22 protein-coding genes are annotated in these 22,122 nt (G+C 68.3%); 15 read left to right on the forward strand and 7 right to left on the reverse strand.

The window, feature by feature from the left end; translation table 11 throughout:
* Window positions 1-28 precede the first annotated feature (28 nt).
* Entirely contained in the window at window positions 29-814 is a 786-nt protein-coding gene (locus tag ACFO0A_RS04545; protein WP_379537778.1) for an SDR family NAD(P)-dependent oxidoreductase, read from the forward strand.
* Between the two features lie 22 nt (window positions 815-836).
* Here the strand turns inward: ACFO0A_RS04545 and ACFO0A_RS04550 are convergent, their stop codons facing one another.
* On the reverse strand, window positions 837-1,886 hold the full coding sequence (locus ACFO0A_RS04550; RefSeq protein WP_379537779.1) for an NAD(P)-dependent alcohol dehydrogenase: 1,050 nt from the start codon (window positions 1,884-1,886) through the stop codon (window positions 837-839).
* A gap of 108 nt (window positions 1,887-1,994) precedes the next feature.
* Here ACFO0A_RS04550 and ACFO0A_RS04555 point away from each other — a divergent pair, with 108 nt between their 5' ends.
* The 3 genes from ACFO0A_RS04555 to ACFO0A_RS04565 all read left to right on the forward strand — a co-directional run bounded on the left by ACFO0A_RS04555 (window position 1,995) and on the right by ACFO0A_RS04565 (window position 4,889).
* Window positions 1,995-2,777, forward strand: coding sequence for an SDR family oxidoreductase (locus ACFO0A_RS04555; protein WP_379537780.1), 783 nt, complete (start codon window positions 1,995-1,997; stop codon window positions 2,775-2,777).
* A gap of 37 nt (window positions 2,778-2,814) precedes the next feature.
* On the forward strand, window positions 2,815-3,606 hold the full coding sequence (locus ACFO0A_RS04560) for an SDR family oxidoreductase (protein ID WP_379537781.1): 792 nt from the start codon (window positions 2,815-2,817) through the stop codon (window positions 3,604-3,606).
* A 62-nt stretch (window positions 3,607-3,668) separates the two neighbouring features.
* Window positions 3,669-4,889 carry an alpha/beta fold hydrolase gene (locus tag ACFO0A_RS04565; protein ID WP_379537782.1) on the forward strand — a complete coding sequence of 407 codons (1,221 nt, stop codon included), beginning with the start codon at window positions 3,669-3,671 and terminating at the stop codon, window positions 4,887-4,889.
* On the opposite strand, the gene ACFO0A_RS04570 is transcribed toward ACFO0A_RS04565, so the two are convergent.
* Entirely contained in the window at window positions 4,845-6,122 is a 1,278-nt protein-coding gene (locus ACFO0A_RS04570) for a glycosyltransferase (RefSeq protein ID WP_379537783.1), read from the reverse strand. The two genes, ACFO0A_RS04565 and ACFO0A_RS04570, sit on opposite strands and share 45 nt — an antisense overlap.
* 64 nt (window positions 6,123-6,186) lie before the next feature.
* Here ACFO0A_RS04570 and ACFO0A_RS04575 point away from each other — a divergent pair, with 64 nt between their 5' ends.
* Complete coding sequence (locus ACFO0A_RS04575) at window positions 6,187-7,302, forward strand: phospholipase D-like domain-containing protein (RefSeq protein ID WP_379537784.1); 1,116 nt, start codon at window positions 6,187-6,189, stop codon at window positions 7,300-7,302.
* On the opposite strand, the gene ACFO0A_RS04580 is transcribed toward ACFO0A_RS04575, so the two are convergent.
* The 3 genes from ACFO0A_RS04580 to ACFO0A_RS04590 form a co-directional block, all read right to left on the reverse strand.
* Window positions 7,299-9,680, reverse strand: coding sequence for a putative bifunctional diguanylate cyclase/phosphodiesterase (locus ACFO0A_RS04580; protein WP_379537785.1), 2,382 nt, complete (start codon window positions 9,678-9,680; stop codon window positions 7,299-7,301). The genes ACFO0A_RS04575 and ACFO0A_RS04580 overlap by 4 nt on opposite strands.
* Before the next feature lie 98 nt (window positions 9,681-9,778).
* Window positions 9,779-10,585: a transglutaminase-like domain-containing protein gene (locus tag ACFO0A_RS04585; RefSeq protein WP_379537786.1), complete on the reverse strand. Its 807-nt coding sequence runs from the start codon at window positions 10,583-10,585 to the stop codon at window positions 9,779-9,781.
* A 50-nt stretch (window positions 10,586-10,635) separates the two neighbouring features.
* On the reverse strand, window positions 10,636-11,439 hold the full coding sequence (locus ACFO0A_RS04590) for a crotonase/enoyl-CoA hydratase family protein (RefSeq protein WP_379537787.1): 804 nt from the start codon (window positions 11,437-11,439) through the stop codon (window positions 10,636-10,638).
* 121 nt (window positions 11,440-11,560) lie between these two features.
* On the opposite strand from ACFO0A_RS04590, the gene ACFO0A_RS04595 reads away from it, so the two are divergent.
* Together ACFO0A_RS04595 and ACFO0A_RS04600 are read left to right on the forward strand one after the other, a co-directional pair.
* Window positions 11,561-12,703: an acyl-CoA dehydrogenase family protein gene (locus ACFO0A_RS04595; protein WP_379537788.1), complete on the forward strand. Its 1,143-nt coding sequence runs from the start codon at window positions 11,561-11,563 to the stop codon at window positions 12,701-12,703.
* 10 nt (window positions 12,704-12,713) lie between these two features.
* Window positions 12,714-13,670, forward strand: a complete 957-nt coding sequence (locus tag ACFO0A_RS04600; protein WP_379537789.1) for an acyl-CoA dehydrogenase family protein — start codon at window positions 12,714-12,716, stop codon at window positions 13,668-13,670.
* 1 nt (window position 13,671) lies between these two features.
* Here the strand turns inward: ACFO0A_RS04600 and ACFO0A_RS04605 are convergent, their stop codons facing one another.
* Window positions 13,672-14,088, reverse strand: coding sequence for a secondary thiamine-phosphate synthase enzyme YjbQ (locus ACFO0A_RS04605; protein ID WP_379537790.1), 417 nt, complete (start codon window positions 14,086-14,088; stop codon window positions 13,672-13,674).
* 20 nt (window positions 14,089-14,108) lie between these two features.
* On the opposite strand from ACFO0A_RS04605, the gene ACFO0A_RS04610 reads away from it, so the two are divergent.
* The 3 genes from ACFO0A_RS04610 (at window position 14,109) to ACFO0A_RS04620 (ending at window position 16,234) form a co-directional block, all read left to right on the forward strand.
* Window positions 14,109-14,708, forward strand: coding sequence for an alpha-ketoglutarate-dependent dioxygenase AlkB (locus ACFO0A_RS04610; RefSeq protein ID WP_379537791.1), 600 nt, complete (start codon window positions 14,109-14,111; stop codon window positions 14,706-14,708).
* Between the two features lie 13 nt (window positions 14,709-14,721).
* The gene (locus tag ACFO0A_RS04615; protein WP_379537792.1) at window positions 14,722-15,210 is read left to right on the forward strand and encodes a protein tyrosine phosphatase family protein; all 489 of its coding nucleotides are present in this window, start codon (window positions 14,722-14,724) and stop codon (window positions 15,208-15,210) included.
* A gap of 163 nt (window positions 15,211-15,373) precedes the next feature.
* On the forward strand, window positions 15,374-16,234 hold the full coding sequence (locus ACFO0A_RS04620) for a CPBP family intramembrane glutamic endopeptidase (RefSeq protein WP_379537793.1): 861 nt from the start codon (window positions 15,374-15,376) through the stop codon (window positions 16,232-16,234).
* 9 nt (window positions 16,235-16,243) lie between these two features.
* Here ACFO0A_RS04620 and ACFO0A_RS04625 read toward each other — a convergent pair whose 3' ends face one another.
* Complete coding sequence (locus ACFO0A_RS04625; protein ID WP_379537794.1) at window positions 16,244-16,456, reverse strand: hypothetical protein; 213 nt, start codon at window positions 16,454-16,456, stop codon at window positions 16,244-16,246.
* Between the two features lie 189 nt (window positions 16,457-16,645).
* On the opposite strand from ACFO0A_RS04625, the gene icmH reads away from it, so the two are divergent.
* The 5 genes from icmH to ACFO0A_RS04650 are packed head-to-tail and all read left to right on the forward strand — an operon-like array spanning window position 16,646 to window position 22,119.
* Complete coding sequence (gene icmH / locus ACFO0A_RS04630) at window positions 16,646-17,479, forward strand: type IVB secretion system protein IcmH/DotU (RefSeq protein WP_379537795.1); 834 nt, start codon at window positions 16,646-16,648, stop codon at window positions 17,477-17,479.
* Between the two features lie 14 nt (window positions 17,480-17,493).
* Window positions 17,494-18,828: a type VI secretion system membrane subunit TssM gene (gene tssM, locus ACFO0A_RS04635; protein ID WP_379537796.1), complete on the forward strand. Its 1,335-nt coding sequence runs from the start codon at window positions 17,494-17,496 to the stop codon at window positions 18,826-18,828.
* Window positions 18,829-18,830: 2 nt separating this feature from the next.
* The gene (gene tagF, locus ACFO0A_RS04640) at window positions 18,831-19,430 is read left to right on the forward strand and encodes a type VI secretion system-associated protein TagF (protein WP_379537797.1); all 600 of its coding nucleotides are present in this window, start codon (window positions 18,831-18,833) and stop codon (window positions 19,428-19,430) included.
* Window positions 19,427-20,182: a PP2C family protein-serine/threonine phosphatase gene (locus tag ACFO0A_RS04645; RefSeq protein ID WP_379537798.1), complete on the forward strand. Its 756-nt coding sequence runs from the start codon at window positions 19,427-19,429 to the stop codon at window positions 20,180-20,182. The genes tagF and ACFO0A_RS04645 overlap by 4 nt, the downstream gene beginning before the upstream one ends.
* Window positions 20,182-22,119 (forward strand): serine/threonine-protein kinase, encoded by a 1,938-nt coding sequence (locus ACFO0A_RS04650; protein ID WP_379537799.1) that lies wholly within the window; start codon window positions 20,182-20,184, stop codon window positions 22,117-22,119. The genes ACFO0A_RS04645 and ACFO0A_RS04650 overlap by 1 nt, the downstream gene beginning before the upstream one ends.
* The last annotated feature ends 3 nt before the right edge of the window (window positions 22,120-22,122 follow it).

Here is a 22,122-nt window from a genome sequence, read left to right on the forward strand (position 1 = left end):
CGCAGGACTCCGTTGCAGGAGCGCTTAAATGTCCGACAATCCGCAGCTGCCCCACTTCGACCTGACCGGCAGAACCGCGCTCGTCACCGGCGCCTCGTCGGGGTTCGGCGCGCACTGGGCGCGGCTGCTGGCGGCGGCGGGCGCCCGGGTTGTCGTCGCCGCGCGGCGAACCGACCGGCTGGCCGCCCTGGTCGAGGATATTCGCCGCGACGGGGGGAGCGCTCATGCAGTCGCGCTCGACGTCACGGACGAGGCGGCGACTGCCGCCGCCTATGCCGAAGCCGAGAGCGTTTTCGGCACGGTCGATACGATCATCGCCAACGCCGGCACCTCGACCGAGAAGTCTTCGCTCCTGACGAGCGGTGCAGAGTTCGACACGATCGTCGACACCAACCTCAAGGGCGTCTTTCTGACGGTCACCGAGGGCGCACGCCGACTGATCGCGGCGGGAAGTGCGGAGAGCGGCCGGGGGCGGGTGGTGATCGTCGGCTCGATCACCGCGCGCAAGCTCTACTCGGGCACCGCGCCCTACAGCGCCAGCAAGGCGGGCGTCGGCCACATGGGTCGCGTCCTGGCGCGTGAACTGGCGCGCAAGGGGATCAACGTCAACGTCATCCTGCCGGGCTATTTCGACACCGAGATGACGGGTGACATGTGGAACGCGCCCAGCGGCGACTACCTGATGAAGAACTTTCCCCGCCGCCGGCTGGGCGTGATCGGCGACATGGACGTGCCCCTGCTGTTCTTCGCATCCGACCTGTCGCGGCACGTCACCGGATCAGAACTCGTGATCGACGACGGCCAGTCGCTCTAGCGCCCGCCGCCGGCTCGGCCGGTTATTGTCCGATCGTGGCCATGTCGATCACGAAGCGGTACTTCACGTCGCCCTTTTCCATCCGCTCGAAAGCGTGATTGATCTCGTCCATCCGGATCATCTCGCATTCGGGAAGGATGCCGCGCTCGGCGCACAGGTCGAGCATCTCCTGCGTCTGGGCGATGCCGCCTACGCCCGAACCCGCGACGGCCTTCTGGCCCCCCAGAAGGAGGCCCGAGTGAAAGCTGGGCATCATGTCGATCGCACCGACGATGCACAGCGTGCCCTGGCGATCCAGGAGGAGGAGATAGGGCGTCACGTCGTGCGCGACGGGGATAGTGTCGAGCAGGAAGTCGAAGCTGCGGCGCGCGGCTTTCATCGCATCCTTGTCGGTCGAGATCAGGACATGATCCGCGCCCAGCGCTTGCGCGTCGGCGCCCTTTTCAGGCGAGGTGGTGATCATCGTCACCTCGGCGCCCAGCGCCTTGGCGAACTTCACCCCCATGTGGCCCAGCCCGCCGAGGCCCACCACTCCGACCTTAGAGCCCGGGCCGACATTCCAGTTCTTGAGCGGTGAATAGCTGGTGATACCCGCGCAAAGCAGCGGCGCGGCAAGGCCTGGATCGAGGCCCTCGGGAATGCGCAGGACATAGGGTTCCGCCACGACGATCTCGGCCGAGTAGCCGCCGTAGGTAGGCGACCCATCGATCCGGTCCTTGCCGTTGTAGGTGCCGGTGACGCCTTCGCGGCAATACTGCTCCTCGTCGTCCGCGCAGGCGTCGCAATGGCGGCAGCTGTCCACAATGGTGCCGATCGCGACCTTATCCCCCACCGCGAATCGGGTTACCGCCGGGCCGACGGCCTTGACCGTTCCGACGATCTCGTGGCCCGGCACGAACGGATATTTCGTGCCGCCCCAGTCGTTGCGCGAGGCGTGAAGATCGGAATGGCAGACTCCGCAATGGGTGATCGCAATGGCCACGTCCTCATCACGCAAGGCCCGGCGATCAATGGATATCGGGGAGAGCGGCAGGTCGGCGGCGGTGGTTCCCCAGGCGGCGGTCATCGGCATTCTCCTGCTTTGTCGCGTGATCGAGCGATCAGTGGCGAAACGGTTTTAATCGGTCAATTAATTTGGCATGGGCAATTCCAGACAAGGTTCCACAGGAGAGTTCATCCCATGCAGATCACCCCCGAAACCGCCGCTGTCGTAACCGGTGCGGCCTCCGGCCTCGGCCGCGCCACGGCCGAGGCGCTCGCCGCCGCCGGCGCCAAGGTCGCGGTGTTCGACGTGAACGTCGAGACGGGCGAGGAAGTCGCCAAGGCGATCGGCGGGATCTTCTGCAATGTCGACATCACCAGCGAGGAAAGCGTCGTCGCCGGCTTTGCCCGCGCCCGTGCCGCGCACGGCCAGGAACGGATCACCGTCCACTGCGCGATGACCAGCCGGCGCGGCAAGACCCTGGCGTTCGACAAGGAAGCCGGCGCGCTGAAGCGCCTTTCGACCGAGGATTACGAATACGGCGTGCAGGGCATCCTCGTCGCCAGCTACCGCATCGCTTCGCTTTCCGCCCTTGGCATGGCAACGCTCGAGCCGCTTGAGGACGGCGAGCGCGGGGTCATCACGCTGACCGCCTCGGTCGCGGCGATGGACGCGCAGATCGGGCAGGTGACCTACGGTTCGGCCAAGGCGGGGGTCAACGGCCTCGTCCTGCCGCTGGCGCGCGATCTCATGGACCTCGGCATCCGCGTCAATTCGATCATGCCGGGCATCTTCGCGACGCCGCTGATGCTGGGCGCCAAGCAGAACGTGCTCGACAGTCTGGCGGCCTCGGTGCCGTTCCCCAAGCGCTTGGGCAAGCCAGAAGAATTCGCCAGCCTCGTGCTCGAATTCGTGCGCAACGGCTATTTCAACGGCCAGGCGATCCGCCTCGACGGCGCCATCCGGATGGCGCCGCGCTGATCGCACCACCTCGAACCGCCTGACTGGGAGACATGCCATGAGTCCGTTTCGTGACAACCTGTTCGCCGGAAAGGTCGCCTTCGTTGCCGGCGGCACCAGCGGGATCAACCTCGGCATCGCGCGCCGCCTGGCCGAACTCGGCGCGAAGGTCGCGGTCGCGGGGCGGGATCCCGAAAAGGCCAAGGCCGCGGCGGCCGACATCGGTCACGGCGCGATCGGGCTTTCCGCCGATGTGCGCGATTACGGCGCGATCCGCGGGGCGATGGAGCATGTGCGCAACGAGTTTGGGCCGATGGACATCGTGATCTCGGGCGCGGCAGGCAATTTCCTCGCCCCGGCGCTCGGAATGTCGGCCAATGCGTTCAAGACGGTCGTCGACATCGACCTGCTCGGCACGTTCAACGTCTTTCGCGGCTGCCACGACCTGCTGGCGACGCCCGGCGCCTCGCTTATCGCGATCACGGCCGGCCAGGCGGTCAACGCCAGCGCGCTCCAGGCCCACGCCTGCGCGGCCAAGGCGGGGATCAACCAGCTCGTGCGCGTGCTCGCGCTCGAATGGGGTCCCCATGTGCGGGTGAACGGCATCTCCCCCGGCCCGATCGCCGGCACCGAGGGCATGAAGCGCCTGGCCCCCAACGCAGAAACTCGCGCCGCGCACTACGACCGCATCGCGATGAAGCGCTGGGGCGAGGTCGAGGAGATCGGCGAGGCAGCGGTCTTCCTGTGCTCGTCGGCGGCGAACTACATCACCGGGACAATTCTCGACGTCGACGGCGGCAGCCAGGTGGGCGATGCCTCGCGCTCCAGCCTCGAACGCGGCATGGCCTGATTGCCTTGATGCATCCGCTGCGTCATGGCGCAGGCCAAGATCGCGCAAAGGAGCCCTGACGAATGACGATGAGGCAGTTCAAGGGTTTCGGCGGCGTGCGGCTCGAAGCGGAAGAGCTTGGCGACGATAACGATCCCGCGGTGCTTCTCGTCCACGGCCCGGGCCAGACGCGGGCGGTGTGGAATGACACTGCGGCAGCGCTGGTGCGCGCGGGGCGCAGGGTTGTCGCGCTTGACCTGCGCGGTCACGGGGACAGCGAATGGCCGTCCGACGGACGTTACGAATTCGATGCCTTCGTCGAGGACATCCGCGCCGTGCTGGCCCAACTCGAGACCCGCCCCGTGGTCGTCGCGGCGACTCTCGGCGGCTGGATCGCGACGATGGCGCTGGCGACCGACGCGCCGCTGCTGGCGGCGGGACTGGTGCTGGTCGACATGCCCGCACGCGGCGGGAGCGACATCGCGGCCGCGCTGGGCGAACGCCTGACGGATCCCGCGCGCGGGAACGTCGGGCGCTGGGACGAGCGTCTGATCTCCCAGTTCCGCGCGCACGACATCGCCGCCCGCCTGCCGGCAGCGGCTCCGGGGATAGCCTTACCCACGCTCGTCGTGCGCGGCGGCCTCAGCTGGCTGGAGCAGTCGGATGACAGCAGGCCCTTCAACGCGGCGCTGCCCAACGGGGAATGTGTCGATCTGGCCGAGGAAGACCTGCTCCTCGTCACTGACCGGACCGAAGCGTTCATGGGCGTGCTGCTCGACTTTCTCGAGCGCAAGCAGCCACGCGCCGCGGCCGAATTTCGCGCGGGCTCCGACGCCCGCACATTGCGTGACGCCCTCGGCTGCTTCGCGACCGGCGTAACCATCGTGACCGCGCGGGATGCCGACGGCGTGCCGGTGGGCCTGACCGCGAACAGCTTCACCTCGCTGTCGCTCGATCCGCCACTCCTGCTGGTCTGCGTCGCCAATACTTCGGGCAGCGCCGCGGTGTTGCGCGAAGCCTCGCACTTTGCCGTCAACGTCCTCCAGATCGGCCAGCAGCCGACCTCGAACCGCTTCGCGGGCAGGAACGAGGACCGTTTCGGTCAGACCGCGTGGGAGGAGGGCGAACAGGGTATCCCCGTGCTCACCGGCTCGCTCGGCATCTTCGAATGCAGCCGTCACGCGGTGCATGAGGGCGGCGATCACTTCATCCTCGTCGGCAAGGTCGAACGCGCCCAGTTCGAGCCGCGGCGCGATCCGCTACTCTACTTTCGCGGCAAGTACCGCCGGCTCCACTTCGCCTGAGACGCGGCGCCGCGCCAGTTCGGTGAACAGCGCGCCGTACTCGGCTAGGATGGGCGCGATATCGAACCGGGCGACGAATCGACGGCCATTCTCGCCCAGTCGGCGCCGTTCTGCCGGATCGGCGCAAAGCCGCGCGAGCGCAGCGGCAAGCGCGGCTTCGTCGTCCACGGGGACAAGAACCCCCGTCTCGCCGTCGCGCATGAGGTCGCGCGGGCCATAGCGGCAGTCCGCGAGGATGACCGGCGCGCCGCAGGCCATCGCCTCGCCCGCGGCGGTCGGAAAGCCCTCCCAGCGGGAAGGCAGCGCGAAGACGTCGCAGGCCGCCATCCAGGCATAGGGATTGGCGGCGAACCCGGGAAAATGGACCTGCCCCGAGAGGCCGGCGCCCGCTACCTGCGCTTCAAGTTCGTCACGCAGGCTGCCCTGGCCTAGGATGACGAGGTCATGCGTCCGCGCCGCGCCGCTGCGGGAATAAGCGGCGATCAGCAGCCCTTGCGCCTTCTGGTATTCAAGCCTTCCGGCGGTGAGAATGAACGGGCGGCGCGGCAAGCCCGGAACCGGCTCGGATGCCTGCCTGGCAATCTCGGTCAGGTCGAGGGGGTTGTTGATGGTGCGCGCCCGGGCCGGCAGGACGCCGAGGCAACGGACGAGATCCGCGGTCAGATCGCTCGCGTTGCTGAGCGCCACGTCGGCCCGGCGATAGGCGCGCGCGGTAAGCGCACGGACGACCCGCGCGGCGATCCTTCCGGGCGCTTCCTGTTCGATCACCGCCAGCACGTTGTTGCCTTCGCGCGCTATCCACGCCGGGCGGCGCAAGCCGAGTTCCATCAACGCCAGCCAGGCGATGAGGTTCGTGCCTTTGAGGAAGCTCAGGACGACGTCCGGACGGTAGTCTTCGATCATCCGTCGAAAGGCGCGCGGGGCGGCGATCGCGCCAGCGAGCAGCCGGCCGGGGCGATAGTTGCCGGCATTGGGGCCATCGAAGTTGAACCGCTCACCGTCTCCGGGGGCGATGACGACGCGGGTAGCGTCCGCCTGCGCCAGATAGGGTCCCGAGGCGCGCAGAAGGCCCATCCGCACCTCGAAGCGGCGGGGGTCGAGGCGGTTGAGGATGTGGACCGCCACGCGCTCGGCGCCGCCGCCGTGGAGAGAAGTGAGCAGAAGCAGGACCCGGACCGGGCGGCCGGGCGTTGAAGCGGGATCGAGGCTGGCGTCCGGAGCTACGGTTACCATCTCCGGCTGATTGCCAGCGGTCCGCGCGGGTGACAATAACATGCGATTGGCAGGGAGCTGTTGCGTGCCCGACTACAGCCTTCTGATCGGTGCAGAAGCTTTCTGGTCGAAGGCCGCTGCCGATATCGCCGGGGCCAGGCGGCGTGTCCTTATCCAGGCGATGACTTTCGAGGGCGATGCTGCCGGCCAGGCCGTGGCCACGGCGATCGGGCTGGCATCGGCTGCCGACCGGCGGGTGCTGATCGACGACTACAGCCGCCATGTCACCAACGACACCCTGCTGCCGCTGATGCCCTATCAGGCGACCGGCCTGCGACAGGAGGCGCGGGCCACGCGCGCGATGTTCAGCGCGCTGGCGGCGGGCGGGACCGGGGTGAGGGTGACCAACCCCGTGGGCTACCAGCCGCTGCGCTTTCCGCTGCGCAACCACAAGAAGCTGCTGGTCATCGACGATGTCGCCTACATCGGCGGGATCAACTTCTCGGACCACAACTTCGCCTGGCACGATCTGATGGTGCGGATCGACGATCCGCAGGCGAGCGCCTTCCTGGCCGAGGATTTCGACCGCGACTGGGCTGGGCGGCCGGCCAGCGCCGCGGGGCGGTTCGGCGGGCTCGAGCTGGTCACGCTAGATGGCACGAGCAATTCGGCAGCTCTTGCGCCGGTCCTGGCGATGTTCGCCGGTGCCCGACGCTCGATCGAGATGATCGGCGCATATCCGACCGCGCCCTTCACCGATGCCCTTGCCCGGGCCGCTGAACGAGGTTGTGCGGTCACGCTCTATTCGCCGAGCGAGAACAACAAGCCGTTGCTGCGCGACTACCTTTTCGCGCTGGCCGGAAGCAGCCGGATCTCGCTGCGCCTGCTGCCCGCGATGACACACGTGAAGGCCGTGCTCGTCGACGGGCGCACCCTGCTGCTGGGCTCGGTGAACTTCAATGTCGCGAGCTATCGCACCAATGGCGACTTGCTGGCGATCTCTCGTGACAAGGCATTGGTCAAGGCGTTCGAGCAGGAGTTGTTCGCTCCGGCCCGCGCGCAAGCCGGACCGCCAGTCCGGCCGCGCGTTGCCGGCTGGCGGCGGTTGCGTGCCCGCGGGACGCTGGCCTTGACCGATCTCGTTCTGGCCCGGCTGCGCCACGGCCCTGTCAGGTCGATCGAATGGGCCGACGTGGTCTAGCCGGCGGCCCGCATTCGTCTTCCGCGCCGCCGCGGCACCGCGGCCCGGCTGGTCTGCGCGGCGGCAATCGGGATGGCCTCACTGGAAGCGGCAGAACGAGCAGGGACGGGCTGGTAATGCTCCGAGGGCATTGCCTGGCCGAACAGCCAGCCCTGCACCATCCGGCAGCCATGTTCCCTGAGTTTGGCGAGTTGGCCCGCCTCCTCGACGCCTTCGGCAAGGGTGCACATCCCCAGCTTGTTGGCCAGCTCGATCACCGCGCCGACGATCGCGCGCGATTCCTCGCGGTTCTCCAGGTCGGATATGAAGCTTCGGTCGATCTTGATCTTGTCGAAGGGGAAGGTCAGCAAATAGTTGAGCGAGGCATATCCGGTCCCAAAATCGTCGAGCGCGATCTTCAGGCCCAGGTCGTGCAGCCGGTTCAGCATCTGGATGTTGGCGTCGGAATTGTGCAGCAGCACGCTTTCGGTGATCTCGAATTCCACCAGCGCGGGATCGAGGCCCGTCTCGGCCAGCGCATTGACGATGGTCGGGAGCAGATTTGGACTGTCGAGCTGCACCGGTGAAAGGTTGATCGCGATGGATTGGCCACCGCTCCACTGCGCCGCCTGGGCGAAGGCATTGCGGATAACCCATTCGCCGATCGGGACGATGAGGCCGGTCTCCTCGGCCAGGGGAATGAACATGTCCGGCCCGATCAACCCGCGCGTGGGATGTTCCCACCGCAGCAGCGCCTCGTAGCCGGTGCGCGTCTCGGTCTCGACGTCGATCAGCGGCTGGAGGAACAGCCGCAGCTCGCCGCCGCCCACGGCCCCACGCAGGTCCCGCGCCAGCGTGTGGCGTTCATGCAGCGCCTCGTCCATGCCGGGGGCGAACATCTCCCACCGGTCGCGGCCGTCGCCCTTGGCGGCGTAGAGCGCGATGTCGGCGTTGACCTGAAGCTGCTCTGCCACCGCGGCGTGATCGGGTGCGAGCGCGATGCCGATGCTGACGCTGGTGTCGAGTTCGTTGGCGCCGACCGAGAAGGTGCGGTGCATTTCGGTGCGGATCACCTCGGCTAGGCGCACCGCCTGGTCGCAGGCATCGTCGCCGCCGACGATGATCGCGAACTCGTCGCCGCCCAGTCGCGCGACCAGGCTGCCTTCGCCGCCCAGTCCGCTGTCCTCGACCGCGTTGGCCATCCGCGTCGCGACCTCGCGCAGGAAGGCGTCGCCGGCGGGATGGCCGTACATGTCGTTCACCGGCTTGAAGTGATCGACGTCGACCAGCAGCAGCGCGACCCGCGCCTCAGCCCCGCGTTCGTCGAGCATGCGCGCCAGCACCGAGTTGAACAGCGAGCGGTTGGGCAGGCCCGTAAGACTGTCGTAGTGCGCCATGTGATTGACGCGGCGTTCAGCGCGCTTCTGGCTGGTGATGTCGGAGATCACCCCGCGATAGGCTACCCGGTCGCGGTCGGAGGCGTAGGTGGGACGGCCGCTGATCGACCACCAGGTGCCGTCGCTGCCGGCCAGGGCGACGACGTGGTCGCGCAACGGGCGGCGGCGGACGAGCGCGTCGGTGATCGTGGCCGCTGCGGCGCCCGGTTCGAACAGGCCGACGAAGTTGCGCGTGTTCAGCCTTTCGGGCGGAATGCCCGCGGCTTCCGCGAAGCGCCGGCTGACGCCGAGCAGGCGGCCGTCGCCGTCGAGCTCGAACAGCCAGTCGGATCCGCTCTCCTCGAACTCGTTGAGCAGCAGCTTGACCGTTCGGCTGGTGGCAGCAAGTTCGCGCTCGCGCAGGATGCGGGTGATGAACAGGTCGTGCGCGGTGAAGACCATCCGGATCAGCAATCCGCACGATGCCGCCATCAGCACCGCCGCGCCGATCGCACCGAGCAGGCCGGTGCCGATCAGGCCCAGCGCAAGCCCGGCGGTGACCGGCGCCATGAAGAACACCGCGCTGCGCGGCAGCGTGCGGATCGTATAGGCGGCAGCAGAGATCTGCGTCGCCGCCGACACGGCCAGGACAAGCTGTGCGGCGGGCGAGAGGATCGGCAGCGCCTGGGCGCAGAACATGCCAAAAGCGATGCCGTGGACGATGCTGTTGGCCTGAAGCGCGACGATCATCTGCCCGGGGTTGCGCCCGCGGCGCGAACGGGCGCTAGCACGGCCCAGCCAGAGGCGGTGGGCGGCGGGCACGAGGCAGGCCATCTGTAGCACGGCGATTGCCCACCAGGGCAGTTCCGGGGCGAGGCAGATAGTCAGCACCAGCAGGTTGAAGACTGTGCCCAGGACCATCGGCTGGATGATCCGGATGTGCGCGTTGACCAGCCGGTTATCGACCCAATCGCGCAATTCGGGGGTGATCACCGCCCCCATCGAAATGTTCTTCGAAACCATGCCCGCGACGACCCCCCGTTTATCGGTTGTCGGGGGCTTAGGCGGGGCAGGTAAACGTCACGTAAAGTTACATGCAATGCGGTTTCGGCTGAAACATTTTAGCCGGTGCGAGTGACTGCAATGTCCTTGGCGACGAGCTCGGCGGAACCGTAAAAGGTGATGAAGCTGCAGTCCGCCGCATCGCGGCCGATGGCGATCTTGGCGATGTCTTCGGGCTTGGCCATCCCCGTGGGATCGACGAGATGCCAACTGCCCGCGCCGGGCGCATCGACGGTGGGGTCGGCCAGAAACACTTCGGCCACCGCGTGGAAATCCATCGGCGTGACGTCTGGCGCATAGACGCTGGCGAAGCGCGCCGGGATGGCCGCGGCACGGGCAAAGGCGATCAGGGTATGCGCATAGTCGCGGCATACCCCCCGGCGCTCGACGAAGCTTTCGATCGCGGTAGTGTCGGAATTGCTGGAGCCCGCCTCGTACGAAAAGCTGGCCGCGATCCAGTCGCGCATCGCCGCGATCCGCGCGCCGCCCGTCTCGTGTGCAAACTCGGTATCGATGAAGTGCTGGAAGTGCGTTGCCGGACAGTAGCGCGAATCCATCAGGTACTGCACCGTTTCCGCCGGCAGGTCGTGCGGAGCGACCATCGGCAGGTCCTCGATCGGCGCGATCATCCGCTCGATCGCGACATCGGCGGCGTAGTTGATCTCGAACGGTCCTTCGTGCCGCATCCAGATGCGGTCGCCGACGTCGTCCTGCGCCGAAACGCGCGTGAAGTATTCGCTCGGCGTGGTCGTCAGCCGCGTGTTTGACAGGCGCTGCTCGGGGATGACCGCCGCCTCGATCTGCAGGAGGAAGTCGGTCGGCGTGGCGAATTCGTAGGCGAGACGCGTGGAGATGGAGAGGGTCATGCGTGGGCCAAAGCCGCGAGCGCCGCGTTCGTTCCCGCGATCCGCGCCGATTAGTCCCCGGTGTAGGTCGGCGCGCGCTTTTCCAGGATCGCGGTCACTGCCTCGACGTGGTCCTTGGTCTCGTGAACCAGCGCCTGGTAGGCGGCCGACAGCTCCAGCACGTCGTCGGCACGGCTGTGCTGCGATTCGCGCAGGAGGCGCTTGGTCAGGCGCAGCGCGCGCACCGGGTTGGCGGCGATGCGCTCCGCCATCGCCAGCGCGGCGTCGAGCAGGCCGTCGGCGGGCGTGACTTCGCCGACGAGGCCGATCTGCCTGGCATAGGCGGCATCGAACGTGTCGCCCGTCAGGAAAAGTTCGGCGGCCTTGGAGTAGCCGACGATCTTCGACAGCGTCCAAGCGCCGCCGTCGCCCGGAACGATCCCGACCTTGATGAAGCTTGCCGCCATCTTCGCGGTCTCCGAGGCGATGCGGATGTCGCACAGGCAGGCAAGGTCGAGGCCCAGGCCGATGGCGTGCCCGTTGATCGCGGCGATGATCGGGATCTCGCTGTCGAGAAAGGCGCGGGTCGTGCGCTGCACCCCGCGGCGGTAGTTCGCCCGGGTCGAGTCGGGCTGGTCGAGCGGGCCGATGCCGCGGCGTTCCTTGATCCCCTTGATGTTCCCGCCCGAGCAAAAGGCCCGGCCCTTGCCGGTCAGGATCGCGGCATGGACGGAGCGGTCGTTGCCCAGTTCGAACAGCGTATCGACGATGTTGTCGCAGTCCTCGATCGTGCCGATGGCGTTCAGCGCGTCGGGCCGGTCCATGCGCAGGATCGCGATGCGTCCGCGGCGTTCGACTTCGAGGAAGGGGGTCATCGGCGGTCTCTCCATCGTGGCGGGCCATGTGGCTGGTTGTCGGCCTCGCGCTGATTGCCGCGCGCGTCCGATTTGGCAAGCCGCTTGCGCTTTCCGACCCGGCGGGGCTAGGCGAATCTTCATGCAGGTCTTCGCAATCCACCCGTTCGATGCGCCCGGCGACACCACCGCCCTGCGCGAGGAAGTACGCGTCCTGGTGGCCCGCCACCAGGCGGCATGGCCGCTCGAAGCGCGCTCTAACAACTGGTTCAGCTTCGATGCGGACTTCAGCCGCGCGCTGGGCGAGGCCGGGTTCCTCGGCATGACCTGGCCCAAGGAATACGGCGGTCACGAACGCGACCCGCTCGAACGCTATGTCGTGATGGAAGAACTGCTCGCGCTGGGCGCGCCGGTTGGCCTGCACTGGATCGCCGACCGCCAGACCGGGCCGCTGCTCCTTCGCTACGGCACCGAGACGCAGCGCCGGAAATACCTGCCAGGCATGGCGCGCGGAAAAATCTACGCCTGCATCGGGCTGAGCGAGCCGGGCGCCGGGTCCGACCTCGCCAGCGTGCGGACCTTTGCGAAGAAGACCCCCGAAGGCTGGCGCGTGAACGGGCAGAAGGTGTGGACCAGCGGCGCGCATCGCAGCCATGCCGCGCTGACCCTGCTGCGGACCGAGGAAGGCAGCCAGCGCAACGCCGGGCTCAGCCAGTTGATGATCGACCTCGACACGCCGGGCGTCACCGTGCGCCCGATCGTCGACATGACCGGCACGCATCACTTCAACGAGATATTCTTCGACGATGCGCTGGTTCCGCTGGACGCGCTCGTCGGCACCGAAGGCGAGGGCTGGCGCCAGGTCACCGCCGAGCTTGCGCTCGAGCGGTCTGGTCCGGAACGCTACCTTTCCGCGCACGCCCTGCTGGTCGCGCTGATCGACGCGGCGGGGACCGATCCCGAACCCGGCCTGGCCGAACTTATCGGGCGCTTGACGGCAGAGATGTGGACGCTGCGCCAGATGTCGATGTCCACCGCTGGAAAGCTCGCTGCCGGCGAAGACCCGATGGTCGAGGCCGCGATCGTCAAGGATCTGGGCAACGCCTACGAACAGGCGATGCCGCGCCTCGTCCAGGCGGTCGCCGATCAGGTCGACCTCGCGGGCAACAGCGACCTTGCCCGCCTGTTGTCGTGGGTGCTCGTCTCCTCGCCCAGCTTCTCGCTGCGCGGCGGCACGCCCGAAGTGCTGCGCGGCATCATTGCCAAGGGACTGGGGCTGCGATGAGGACTGATCGATGAGCGAATCGCGCCAACTCCTGACCGACATGGCCGAAGGGCTGTTCGCCGAGCTTTCGGGCGAAGAGCTTGATACCGCGTGGCCGCGGATTGCCGAGGGCGGTTTCGCCAGCCTGCTGGTGGCCGAGGATCGCGGCGGCTTCGGCGGCGACTGGGGCGACCTGTTCGCGGTGCTGCGTCTTGCAGGCCAGCACGCGCTTGCCGCGCCGTTGGGAGAAACGATCGTGGCGCACCGCCTGCTGGCCGACGCCGGGATCGAAGCGCCCGAAGGACCGATCGCGCTTGCGGTCGACGGCGCCCGCGTGGCGTTCGGGCGCGACTGCGCCGCGGTGCTGACCATCGAAGGTGGTGAGCTGCGGCTCTATCCGGCCGATGCCTGCCGCTTCACCAATGGCGAGGCGATTTCGGGCGAGCCGCGCGACGCGGTGGAATTCGTCGGCGAACCTGCCGCGCGTGCTTCGAGCAACGCCGACCTCCTCGCACTGGGCGCGTTCGTGCGCGTCGCGCAGTCGGCGGGCGCGCTCGACGCGGCGTTCGCGCTGGCGATCGAGCACGTCAACGGCCGGGTCCAGTTCGGCAAGCCCCTGGCCAAGTTCCAGGCGGTGCAGCAGGCACTCGCCGAGGCGGCCGAGCATTGCGCCGCGGTCAATGTCGCGGGACAGGCGGCGGCGGTTGCGCTCGATGCCGGGGATGCCGGGTTCGAACTGGCGGCGGCCAAACTGCGCACCAACCTTGCGATCGACGTGGTCGTTCCAGTGACGCACCGGATGCACGGCGCGATAGGCTTCACGATGGAATACGGCCTCAACCGCTTCACCCGCAGGCTGATGGGCTGGCGCAGCGAGTTCGGCAACGATTCGCACTGGGCGCGGGTGCTAGGCAGGCAAGTGGCCCTGCTGGGCGGCGCGGGCCTGTGGCGTGAACTGACGGCGCGGAGCGACCGCCAACTGGCCTAGCTCATTCGCCGATCAGGTGCGCCGCGATCTCGCGCCGGTGCCCCCTTCGGCGATGCTCGACAAGATAGATGCCCTGCCAAGTGCCGAGCATCATCCGCCCGTCGTTGACCGGAATGCTCAAGGTCACTCCCGTCAGCATCGCCTTGAGGTGCGCGGGCATGTCGTCGGGCCCCTCGTCGTCGTGGGCATAGCCGGCGTCCTCAGGCGCGAGGCACGACAGCCAGCGCACGATGTCGCCGCGCACCGCCGGGGCCGCATTTTCCTGGATGGTCAGCGAGGCCGAGGTATGGCGGCACAGCAGCGTCAGCACCCCCTCGTCGATGCCCGACTGTTCGATCCACTCGGTCACCTGGCGGGTTATCTCGACCAGGCCGGGTCCCGTGGTGGCGACCGTCATGACATTGGAACACTGGCGCATCACACCCATATAGCGCGCCGATGACCGCCCTCCAGCCAGATCTCTTCGGCGCCGCCGAACCCGAAACGGCGGCGCCTCCGGTGCCAGGGATCGCAACGTTCGCCGATGTCGTCGATCCCGACGAGGAGCGCGCACTGATCGGGCGGATCGACGCGGCGGGCCTCGCGCCGTTCCGCTTCCAGGGATGGGAAGGCAAGCGGCTGACGGCCTCGTTCGGCCATTCCTACGACTTCGAAAGGGGCCGGGTGCTGGAGGCGCCGCCGATGCCGGTCTGGCTCGAGCCGTTGCGCAGCCGCGCAGCCCTCCGGTGCGGGCTGGATCCTGCCAGCCTCGTCCAGGCGCTGGTGATCCGCTACGATCCCGGGGCGGGGATCGGCTGGCACCGCGATCGTCCGCAGTTCGGCACGGTCATCGGCCTGTCGCTCGGCGCGCCTGCGGTGCTCCGGCTGCGGCGGCGCACGACGTCGGGGTTCACCCGTGCGGCGCTGCCGCTGCCGCCGCGTGCGCTCTATTGCCTCGACGGAGAGGCGCGCAGCCAGTGGGAGCATTCGATCGTCCCGCTGGAACAGACCCGGTGGTCGATCACCTTTCGAACGATGGCGAAACCACCCGAGCGGTGATAACCGACGGGTAATGACGCGGGACCCGGACCATATCCTCAACTGGCAGCGGCTCGATCCGCTGATCACGACCTCGGGCCAGCCGAGCGAGGAGCAAATCGCTGAGCTCGCGATGATCGGCGTGCAGCACGTGATCAACCTCGGGCTGCACTCCCACCCGCGCGCCTTGCCCGACGAGGAGGCGAGCGTTCGCCAGGCGGGCATGCGCTATACCCACATCCCCGTGCCCTTCGATGCGCCCGACGAGGGGCATTATGCCGCGTTCCGCGAAGCTCTTGATGCCTGGCCGGGCGCCGTGCACGTCCACTGCATCATGAATTTCCGCGTCTCGGCGTTCTTCTATCGCTGGCATGTCGAGGAACGGGGGATGGACCTCGCAGCCGCGCGCGCCCTGATGGAGCAGCAGTGGTCGCCCGATGCCCCGCCAAGCGAGGAGCAGCGCGCGGCCTTTGCCGCTTGGGCGGCCTTCATGGCGGGGACGCGGGGCGCGGCGGCGGATTGAGGATCGGCGCGCCGCAAGCACGTTGACACCTCCGGGAGCGCCCTCCAAACTCGCTCCCACGCAGAGATAACGATAATCAAAGGGTTGCTTGTCAGCCGGCCTCGGTCGGCCAACGCTCGTTGGCGCTGCAGCCGGCGCGGGCGCATGCAGGCACGGGGGTTCGATGTCCATTTCGGCTGAGCGCAGCGAGCAACCGCCGGGGGGGCGGCGGTCGTCGGCCATGCTCGGCTGGCTGGCGATGGCGCTCGGCCTGGCCGCCGCGCTGTTGCTGCTTCGCGCCGGGCAGGCGGTCGCCGAACTCGTCAGCGTAAGCTCGCTCACCGGATCGATCGTACTGTTCTATGGCGCGGTGTTCGGGCCGCTGGTCGTCCTCAGCCTTGCGCTCGGCAAGATCGAAGGACGATCCGTGCTGCGCGGCGGGACGCGGCGCCTGCGCTGGGCCACCATCGGCCTTGTCACCGGCGCCGGGGGACTTGGCGCCGCGGCGCTGTTCGCCTGGCTTCACGGCGTGCTGGCCGCAGCGCCAATCGGGGATGGAGCGGCCGATCGGGGCGCGGGGTTCATCGCGCTCGGGCTTGCGATCACCGTGCTCCAGGTCCTGGCCGAGGAACTGCTGTTCCGTGGCTGGCTGCTGGCCGCCCTGCTCGACCGGATGATGCCCGCGCTGGCAATCGGTCTCTCGGCGGCGGCGTTTTCGCTGTTTCACCTCATCGGCGGGGCGCAGGCGCCGCTCAGCCTCCTGAACCTGATGCTCGGCGGGGTCTGGTTCGGACTACTCGCATGGCGCAGCGGCGGCATCCTCGCCCCGTTCATGGCGCACTTCGGCTGGAACGTGGCGGAAGACATGGGCCTCGGCCTTGTTCCCAATCCCGGCGTCGGCGAATTCGGCGCGCTGTCCGATCACGACATCATCGGCCCGGCGCTGTGGGGCGGTTCGGACGACGGCCTCAACGCCAGCATCGCGATGACGATCGTCCTCGTTGCCCTCATCATTCCACTGCTGGCCCGCCGTGCACGGGCCTGATTGCCTCGCCTACCGCCGGGCCGTGGTCTCGGCCGACGCCGGATCGGCGCGCGTCAGCCAGGCACCTGCTGCCCCAGCGGCGAGCAGGGCCGCCGCTGCGGCAATGTGCCACGCGGGATGGCCCCAGTCGCGCGGATTGCCCGAGGCGGACGGAGACTTTCCGGCTTCGTCGGGGGAAGGAGGGTGGATCCAGGTGCGCGGGTCGAAGGAATTGCTCTTCATTCGCGACCTTGTCCTGCCTTGCTACAGCACGCCGGATATAACCCGCCTTTTGCATCCGCGAAACCTGTGCTTATTGTCCCGCGGCGGCGAAGGGGGGCATCCTTTGATCAGATTGGGCAGACAGGTTCGAGCAACGCGGCAACCCGGCGGCGTCCGCGCGCGTCCTGGCAGCATCATGGAGAACTCGCGATGAGCGGCAGCGACCCCGGCAGCAACGACGTGCCGCCCGATCCGGGCGCCAATCGCACGGTCTTCCGGCCTTCGCCGCTCTCGGGGCTGGGCACGCCGACGCCGTCCGCCGCCGCTACTCCAGCCCAGACCGCAGCTTCCGCCCCGCGCGCTCCCGTGCTCAGCGATGCAGGAATCCCGGCTCCCGCCACCCCGCGCGAGACGCGCGCCCCGATGGTCACCGAAGCGGGGCCGGTCCTCGCTCTGGCGGCGAGCATCCGTTCGGGCCGCGCCCGGATCGGGATGGCCGAGCTTCACCGCGAGGCGCAGGCCGGCATTGCCGCCTGGGACCGCGCGATCACCCCCCTCTACGGCGAGGACCTGCGCCGGACCGCGCGCAGCCTGCTCGCCGCGACGATCGACGACATTGCCGGCAACCTGCCCAACCTCGACGGAACCGCGGATACCTGGGCGGGCCGCAGCCTGAGCGACGAGTTCGGCCCGCACCCCGACGGAGAGGACGGGATTTGGCGCGCGCTCGACGCAGCGTTCGACAAGCCCGAGGACAATTACGACCTGATCGAGCTGGCTCACGCCTGCATCGCCGCCGGCTTCGAGGGCCGCTACCGCCGCTCGCCCGAAGGCAGGGCCGAGCTCGGCGAACGTCGCGAGCGCATGTACAAGGCGCTCGACCACACCCGCGCCCTGTCGCAGCGGTTCGTCTCGCCGCAATGGGTCGGGTTCGACGCCCCCCTGGGCAAGGTGAGCCTGATTAATTGGCTGGCGCTGGCAGTTGCCGCCGGGCTGGTCATCCTGCTCGCCGTCTATGTGCTCACGCACACGATGCGTACCTGACGAGGGGCCGTCTGATGAACCGCATCTTCTCAAGCTGGACCGCCGTTACCGGGCTGTTTGCCGCGGCACTGGTCATCCTGCTGTGCTTCGGCCTTCCGCTCTTCGTCCCCGCACTCCAGCCATTCGGCGTGCGCGCGGTGATCGCGCTCGTCGTCATCGGCATCTGGATCGTGCTGGTCATGGTCCGCCAGCGTCAGGCGCGACGGGCGAGCGACGAGATCGCGGCAGAGCTTTCCGGTGCCTCGGGCGCGCAGGAGGAAGCCGTCGTCACCCAGCGCATGCGTGATGCTATCGCCTCGTTCAAGCAGGCTTCGGGCGGCGCGCGCGACTATCTCTACAGCCGTCCGTGGTACGTCATTATTGGCCCGCCGGGCGCGGGCAAGACGACTGCGCTGCTCAATTCGGGGCTGCGCTTTCCGTTTGCCGACCAATCGCTCAAGGGCATCGGCGGCACCCGCAATCTCGACTTCTGGTTTGCCGACGAGGCGGCCATCGTCGATACCGCTGGTCGCTATACCTCTCAGGATTCCGATGCTTCGGCTGACAGCCAGGGATGGCGCAGCCTGCTCGCCCAGCTTCGCCGGAACCGCCCGAAGCAGCCGATCAACGGCGTCATCGTCGCGATCGGGGTGGACGAGTTGCTGAAGGCCGATCTCGCCGGGATCGACCGCCACGCGACCAGCGTCCGCCGCCGCCTTTCCGAGCTGCGCGCCGCGCTCGACGTCGATACGCCCGTGTACCTCCTCCTGACCAAGGCCGACCTGCTGGCCGGCTTCGTCGAGTTCTACGACGATCTCGAAGTCGAGGGCCGCCGCGCGGTGCTTGGTGTGACCCTGCCCGATCCCGACACGCGGCCGGCGCAGAACGCGATCGTGGCCGCATTCGACCGGATGGTCTCGGCGCAAGGCGCCCGTCAGGCGAAGCGGCTGAAGGAAGAAGCCGACGCGACCCGCCGCAGCCTGATCCTCGGCTATCCCTCTCAGCTTGCGGCGCTGCGCTCGCGTCTTGCGCGCTTCATGGAGGGCGCGTTCGCCTCGGGAGAGGCGGCGGGCACCCTGCGCGGATTCTACTTCACCAGCGGCGTCCAGGAAGGGGCGCCGCTCGACCGCATCCTGTCGGGCGTGGCGGAAATCTATGACGCGGCGCCAGCGCAGACCGGACAGTCGGGCCGCACCTACTTCCTCAACCGGCTGTTGCGCGAAGTCGTCTTTCGCGAAGCGGGACTGGTCCAGACCGGCCGCGCGGCGCGCGAGAAGCAGCGCCGCCAATTGATCGGCGCACTGGCCGCCGTGGCGATCTTCACGGTGATCGGCGTGGTGCTGATCGTGATGAGCGCGAAAGGCGCCTGACGGTGGCGCTGTTCCAGCGCAACACGCAGGCGCGGGCGGCTCCGCCCGCCGCGGGTGGGACGCTGGCGGACAGCTCGCTGCCCTCCGAGCCTTGGCTGTTCGGCAAGCTCCCCGCTCACGGCGATTTTCTCGTTCGCGGCGTTTCGGGCCCGCTCCGCGACCAGCTCGACGACTGGCTTGCCGCCGCGCTGGCCCGGGCCCGCGCCCGGTTCAGCGACGATTTCGACGCGCGCTATCTCGCCGCACCGGCCTGGCTCCTGATCGATCGCGGCGGCGACGGGGGATGGCGCGGGGCCGCTCTGTGTCCTTCGGTCGATGCGGTCGGGCGCCGCTTTCCGCTGTTCCTGGGTATTCCGGCCGCCGGTGCGGGCGAGGCCGCGGTGGCTGCGCGTCACTGCCTCGAACTCGCCGCCGCGGCCATCGGCAGCCGCTGGGACGCAGGCCGCCTCGACGAAGCCTTGCGCCAGCCGGTTCCCGCTTCGCCGCCTCCCGTCGATCCTCGTGAAGGCTGGAGCATCGAGGGCCAGGATGGCTCCTTCCTGACCGAACCCGGCCGTTTCCCCGAAGGGCTTATCGAACGAATGCTGGAGATCGCCGGATGACCGGATCAATCCGCGTCGAGGATTTCGCGACCACCGATGTCGGGCTTGCCCGGGCGGCGAACGAGGACAGCCACGTCAGCCTGCCTCGGGAACAGGCGTGGCTCGTCGCAGACGGCATGGGTGGGCACGAGAACGGCCAGTTCGCCTCGCAGGCGATCGTCGATGCGGTCGCTGCGACCAGCCTGCCCGAAGGGCTGGAAGCGGCGTGCGAAGAACTTGGCAACGCGGTCCACGCCGCCAACGCGCGGATCTTCGCCGCGTCGCAGGATGCGGGCAAGATGATGGGCTCCACTTTCGTCGCGCTCGTCCTGCGCGGCGATGAGTTCGCGGTTTTGTGGGCGGGCGACAGTCGCGCCTACCTCTACCGCGACCGCCAGCTCATCCCCCTTACCCGCGATCACAGCCAGGTCCAGGAACTGCTCGATCGCGGGCTGCTCGATCCCGAGGACCTGGCCGATCACCCGATGCGCCACATCCTTGCCCGCGCGGTCGGTGTCGAGGAAACGCTGTCGATCGACGCGATCCGAGACCGCGTGCGTCCCAACGACCTGTTTCTCCTATCGAGCGACGGCCTGCACGGGGTTATCGCGGACGACGAGATCGCCGCCATCCTCGACAAATCGGGCAGCCGCTCGGGCGAAGCGCTGGTCGCCGCCTGCCTGGCCCGCGGTGCGCCCGACAACGTCACCGTCATTCTGGTCCATGCCAACGAGCCGACCCTGCTCGCGCTTGCCGGAGAAGGAAGCGCATGATGAGCGAGAATACCCCCAAGGACGAAACCCCCGCCGGCGCGGGCGGCGGAGATGAGGCGACCCGCTTCATCCCTGCCGGCCAGGCCGACGACAAGACCCGCTTCGTGGCGGGCAGTGCCGCGGGTTCCGTGCCGCCGTCCACTCCCTCCACGCCGCCCGCAGGACAGGCGGCGCAGCCCGCCGGGCAGGCCCGGCAAATCCAGATCGGCGACGTTCTCAACCACACGTACGAGGTGCGCCGGTTCATTGCCCGTGGCGGGATGGGCGAGGTGTTCGAGGGCGTGAACGTCAACGCCGAGGATGACCGTGTGGCGATCAAGGTCATGCTGCCGCACCTGGCAGCCGATCCGCTGGTCCAGGCCATGTTCTCCAAGGAAGCGAAGACGCTGACGCGGCTGCGCCACCCCGGCCTCGTCCAGTACCGGTTGCTGGGGCGTGAGCCGACCCTAGGCGTAACCTACATCGTCACCGAGTTCGTCGACGGGGTGAACCTGTCCGAAGTGCTGCGCACGCTGGATGCCGCGCCTGCCGATCAGGTGGCGATGCTGCGCCGCCTCGCGGCGGCGCTCGGCGCCGCGCACGAACTCGATGCGATCCACCGCGATATCGCGCCGGACAACGTCCTTCTTGAAGGCGGCCGGCTCAAGGACGCCAAGATCATCGACTTCGGCATCGCCAAGGACCTGGATCCCAGCTCCAAGACGATCGTGGGCGAAGGGTTCGCCGGCAAGCTCGGCTATGTCGCGCCGGAGCAGCTCGGTTCCTACAATCGTTCGGTCGGCCCGTGGACCGACGTCTATTCGCTGGGCCTGGTGATGCTGGCGGTCGCGCAGAAGCGCGACGTGGACATGGGCGGCTCGCTCGCCGACGCGTTCGAGAAGCGCCAGTCGATCCCCGACCTTTCCGCTGCGCCCGAGGAATTGCGCCCGGTGCTGGCGCGGATGCTGGAACCCGATCCCGCCAACCGGCTGCGCTCGATGGACGAAGTGCTCGCCGCGCTTTCCGGGCAGGGACCGGAAACGACCGGGCTGCATCACGCCCCTCGGGTCCACGCCGGCGCAACGGTGCTGACGCCCGACGCCTCGCCCCAGCGCCAGGGCGGCGGCAAAGGCCTCTTGTATGGCGGGATCGCCGCAGCGCTCGTCGCGCTTGCGGCAGGGGGCTGGTTCATGTTCGGCGGCGGTGGCGGGACCAGCGGCGGCGCTGGCGGCGGTGATGGTGCGGCAAGCGAGCGTGCGGCGCGCACCGCGATCCTGGCCGGGCTTCCCAAGGTCGAATGCAGCTGGCTCGATATCGCCTCGCTCCATGCCCAGGGCGATACGGTCGATTTCGCGTTGCGCGGCGTGGCGGGCAAGCCCGCGGCGGCGGAAACGCAGATCGACGGCCTGCTGGCCGCTGCTGGGCTGACTGCAGGCAAGGCTGATTTCGATGACGTGAGCCGGATCGACGTGAAGGACTGCGGGCCGATCGAGGCCTTCCGGCAGATTCGCGATTACGACGGCAACCGCCTCACCGTCAGCCAGCGCAAATACGAGATGAAGAAGCTCGGCGCCAACTATGCCGACGCGGGCGACCTTGCCGCGGTTCCGATCGTCGAGATCGACCTCAGCGACTACGACGGTGACGTCGGCCTGTTCGGGCTGGAGGAAAGCGGCGAGATCCAGCCGATCATCACCAGCCGCAGCCAGCTCGTCCCCGGCGACGGGATCGCCGAGCCGCGCAAGGACGTCTTCCGGCTATCGGTCCAGACCGACCACAAGGGCTGGTCGGGCGTCCTGCTCCTCAAGGGCAAGGGCCCGTTCGACGCCAAGATGTTGAGCAAGCCCGCGGGCGAGAGCGATCGCAACCAGATCGACGAGTTCCTCGATGCGGCGGACAAGCGCGAGTGGAAGTCCGAAATGATCTGGTACCGGACGGTGGACGAGCAGCCCGGCTGAACG

It is taken from the genome of Novosphingobium tardum (genome assembly GCF_042652045.1).
Taxonomy (GTDB): Bacteria; Pseudomonadota; Alphaproteobacteria; order Sphingomonadales; family Sphingomonadaceae; genus Novosphingobium; species Novosphingobium tardum.

Coding starts and splice junctions, on each gene's coding strand:
- ACFO0A_RS04545 (WP_379537778.1), top strand. CDS start 29: ATGTCCGACAATCCGCAGCTGCCCCACTTCGACCTGACCGGCAGAACC.
- ACFO0A_RS04550 (WP_379537779.1), bottom strand. CDS start 1,886: ATGCCGATGACCGCCGCCTGGGGAACCACCGCCGCCGACCTGCCGCTC.
- ACFO0A_RS04555 (WP_379537780.1), top strand. CDS start 1,995: ATGCAGATCACCCCCGAAACCGCCGCTGTCGTAACCGGTGCGGCCTCC.
- ACFO0A_RS04560 (WP_379537781.1), top strand. CDS start 2,815: ATGAGTCCGTTTCGTGACAACCTGTTCGCCGGAAAGGTCGCCTTCGTT.
- ACFO0A_RS04565 (WP_379537782.1), top strand. CDS start 3,669: ATGACGATGAGGCAGTTCAAGGGTTTCGGCGGCGTGCGGCTCGAAGCG.
- ACFO0A_RS04570 (WP_379537783.1), bottom strand. CDS start 6,122: ATGGTAACCGTAGCTCCGGACGCCAGCCTCGATCCCGCTTCAACGCCC.
- ACFO0A_RS04580 (WP_379537785.1), bottom strand. CDS start 9,680: ATGGTTTCGAAGAACATTTCGATGGGGGCGGTGATCACCCCCGAATTG.
- ACFO0A_RS04585 (WP_379537786.1), bottom strand. CDS start 10,585: ATGACCCTCTCCATCTCCACGCGTCTCGCCTACGAATTCGCCACGCCG.
- ACFO0A_RS04590 (WP_379537787.1), bottom strand. CDS start 11,439: ATGACCCCCTTCCTCGAAGTCGAACGCCGCGGACGCATCGCGATCCTG.
- ACFO0A_RS04595 (WP_379537788.1), top strand. CDS start 11,561: ATGCAGGTCTTCGCAATCCACCCGTTCGATGCGCCCGGCGACACCACC.
- ACFO0A_RS04600 (WP_379537789.1), top strand. CDS start 12,714: ATGAGCGAATCGCGCCAACTCCTGACCGACATGGCCGAAGGGCTGTTC.
- ACFO0A_RS04605 (WP_379537790.1), bottom strand. CDS start 14,088: ATGCGCCAGTGTTCCAATGTCATGACGGTCGCCACCACGGGACCCGGC.
- ACFO0A_RS04610 (WP_379537791.1), top strand. CDS start 14,109: ATGACCGCCCTCCAGCCAGATCTCTTCGGCGCCGCCGAACCCGAAACG.
- ACFO0A_RS04615 (WP_379537792.1), top strand. CDS start 14,722: ATGACGCGGGACCCGGACCATATCCTCAACTGGCAGCGGCTCGATCCG.
- ACFO0A_RS04620 (WP_379537793.1), top strand. CDS start 15,374: ATGTCCATTTCGGCTGAGCGCAGCGAGCAACCGCCGGGGGGGCGGCGG.
- ACFO0A_RS04625 (WP_379537794.1), bottom strand. CDS start 16,456: ATGAAGAGCAATTCCTTCGACCCGCGCACCTGGATCCACCCTCCTTCC.
- icmH (WP_379537795.1), top strand. CDS start 16,646: ATGAGCGGCAGCGACCCCGGCAGCAACGACGTGCCGCCCGATCCGGGC.
- tssM (WP_379537796.1), top strand. CDS start 17,494: ATGAACCGCATCTTCTCAAGCTGGACCGCCGTTACCGGGCTGTTTGCC.
- ACFO0A_RS04645 (WP_379537798.1), top strand. CDS start 19,427: ATGACCGGATCAATCCGCGTCGAGGATTTCGCGACCACCGATGTCGGG.
- ACFO0A_RS04650 (WP_379537799.1), top strand. CDS start 20,182: ATGAGCGAGAATACCCCCAAGGACGAAACCCCCGCCGGCGCGGGCGGC.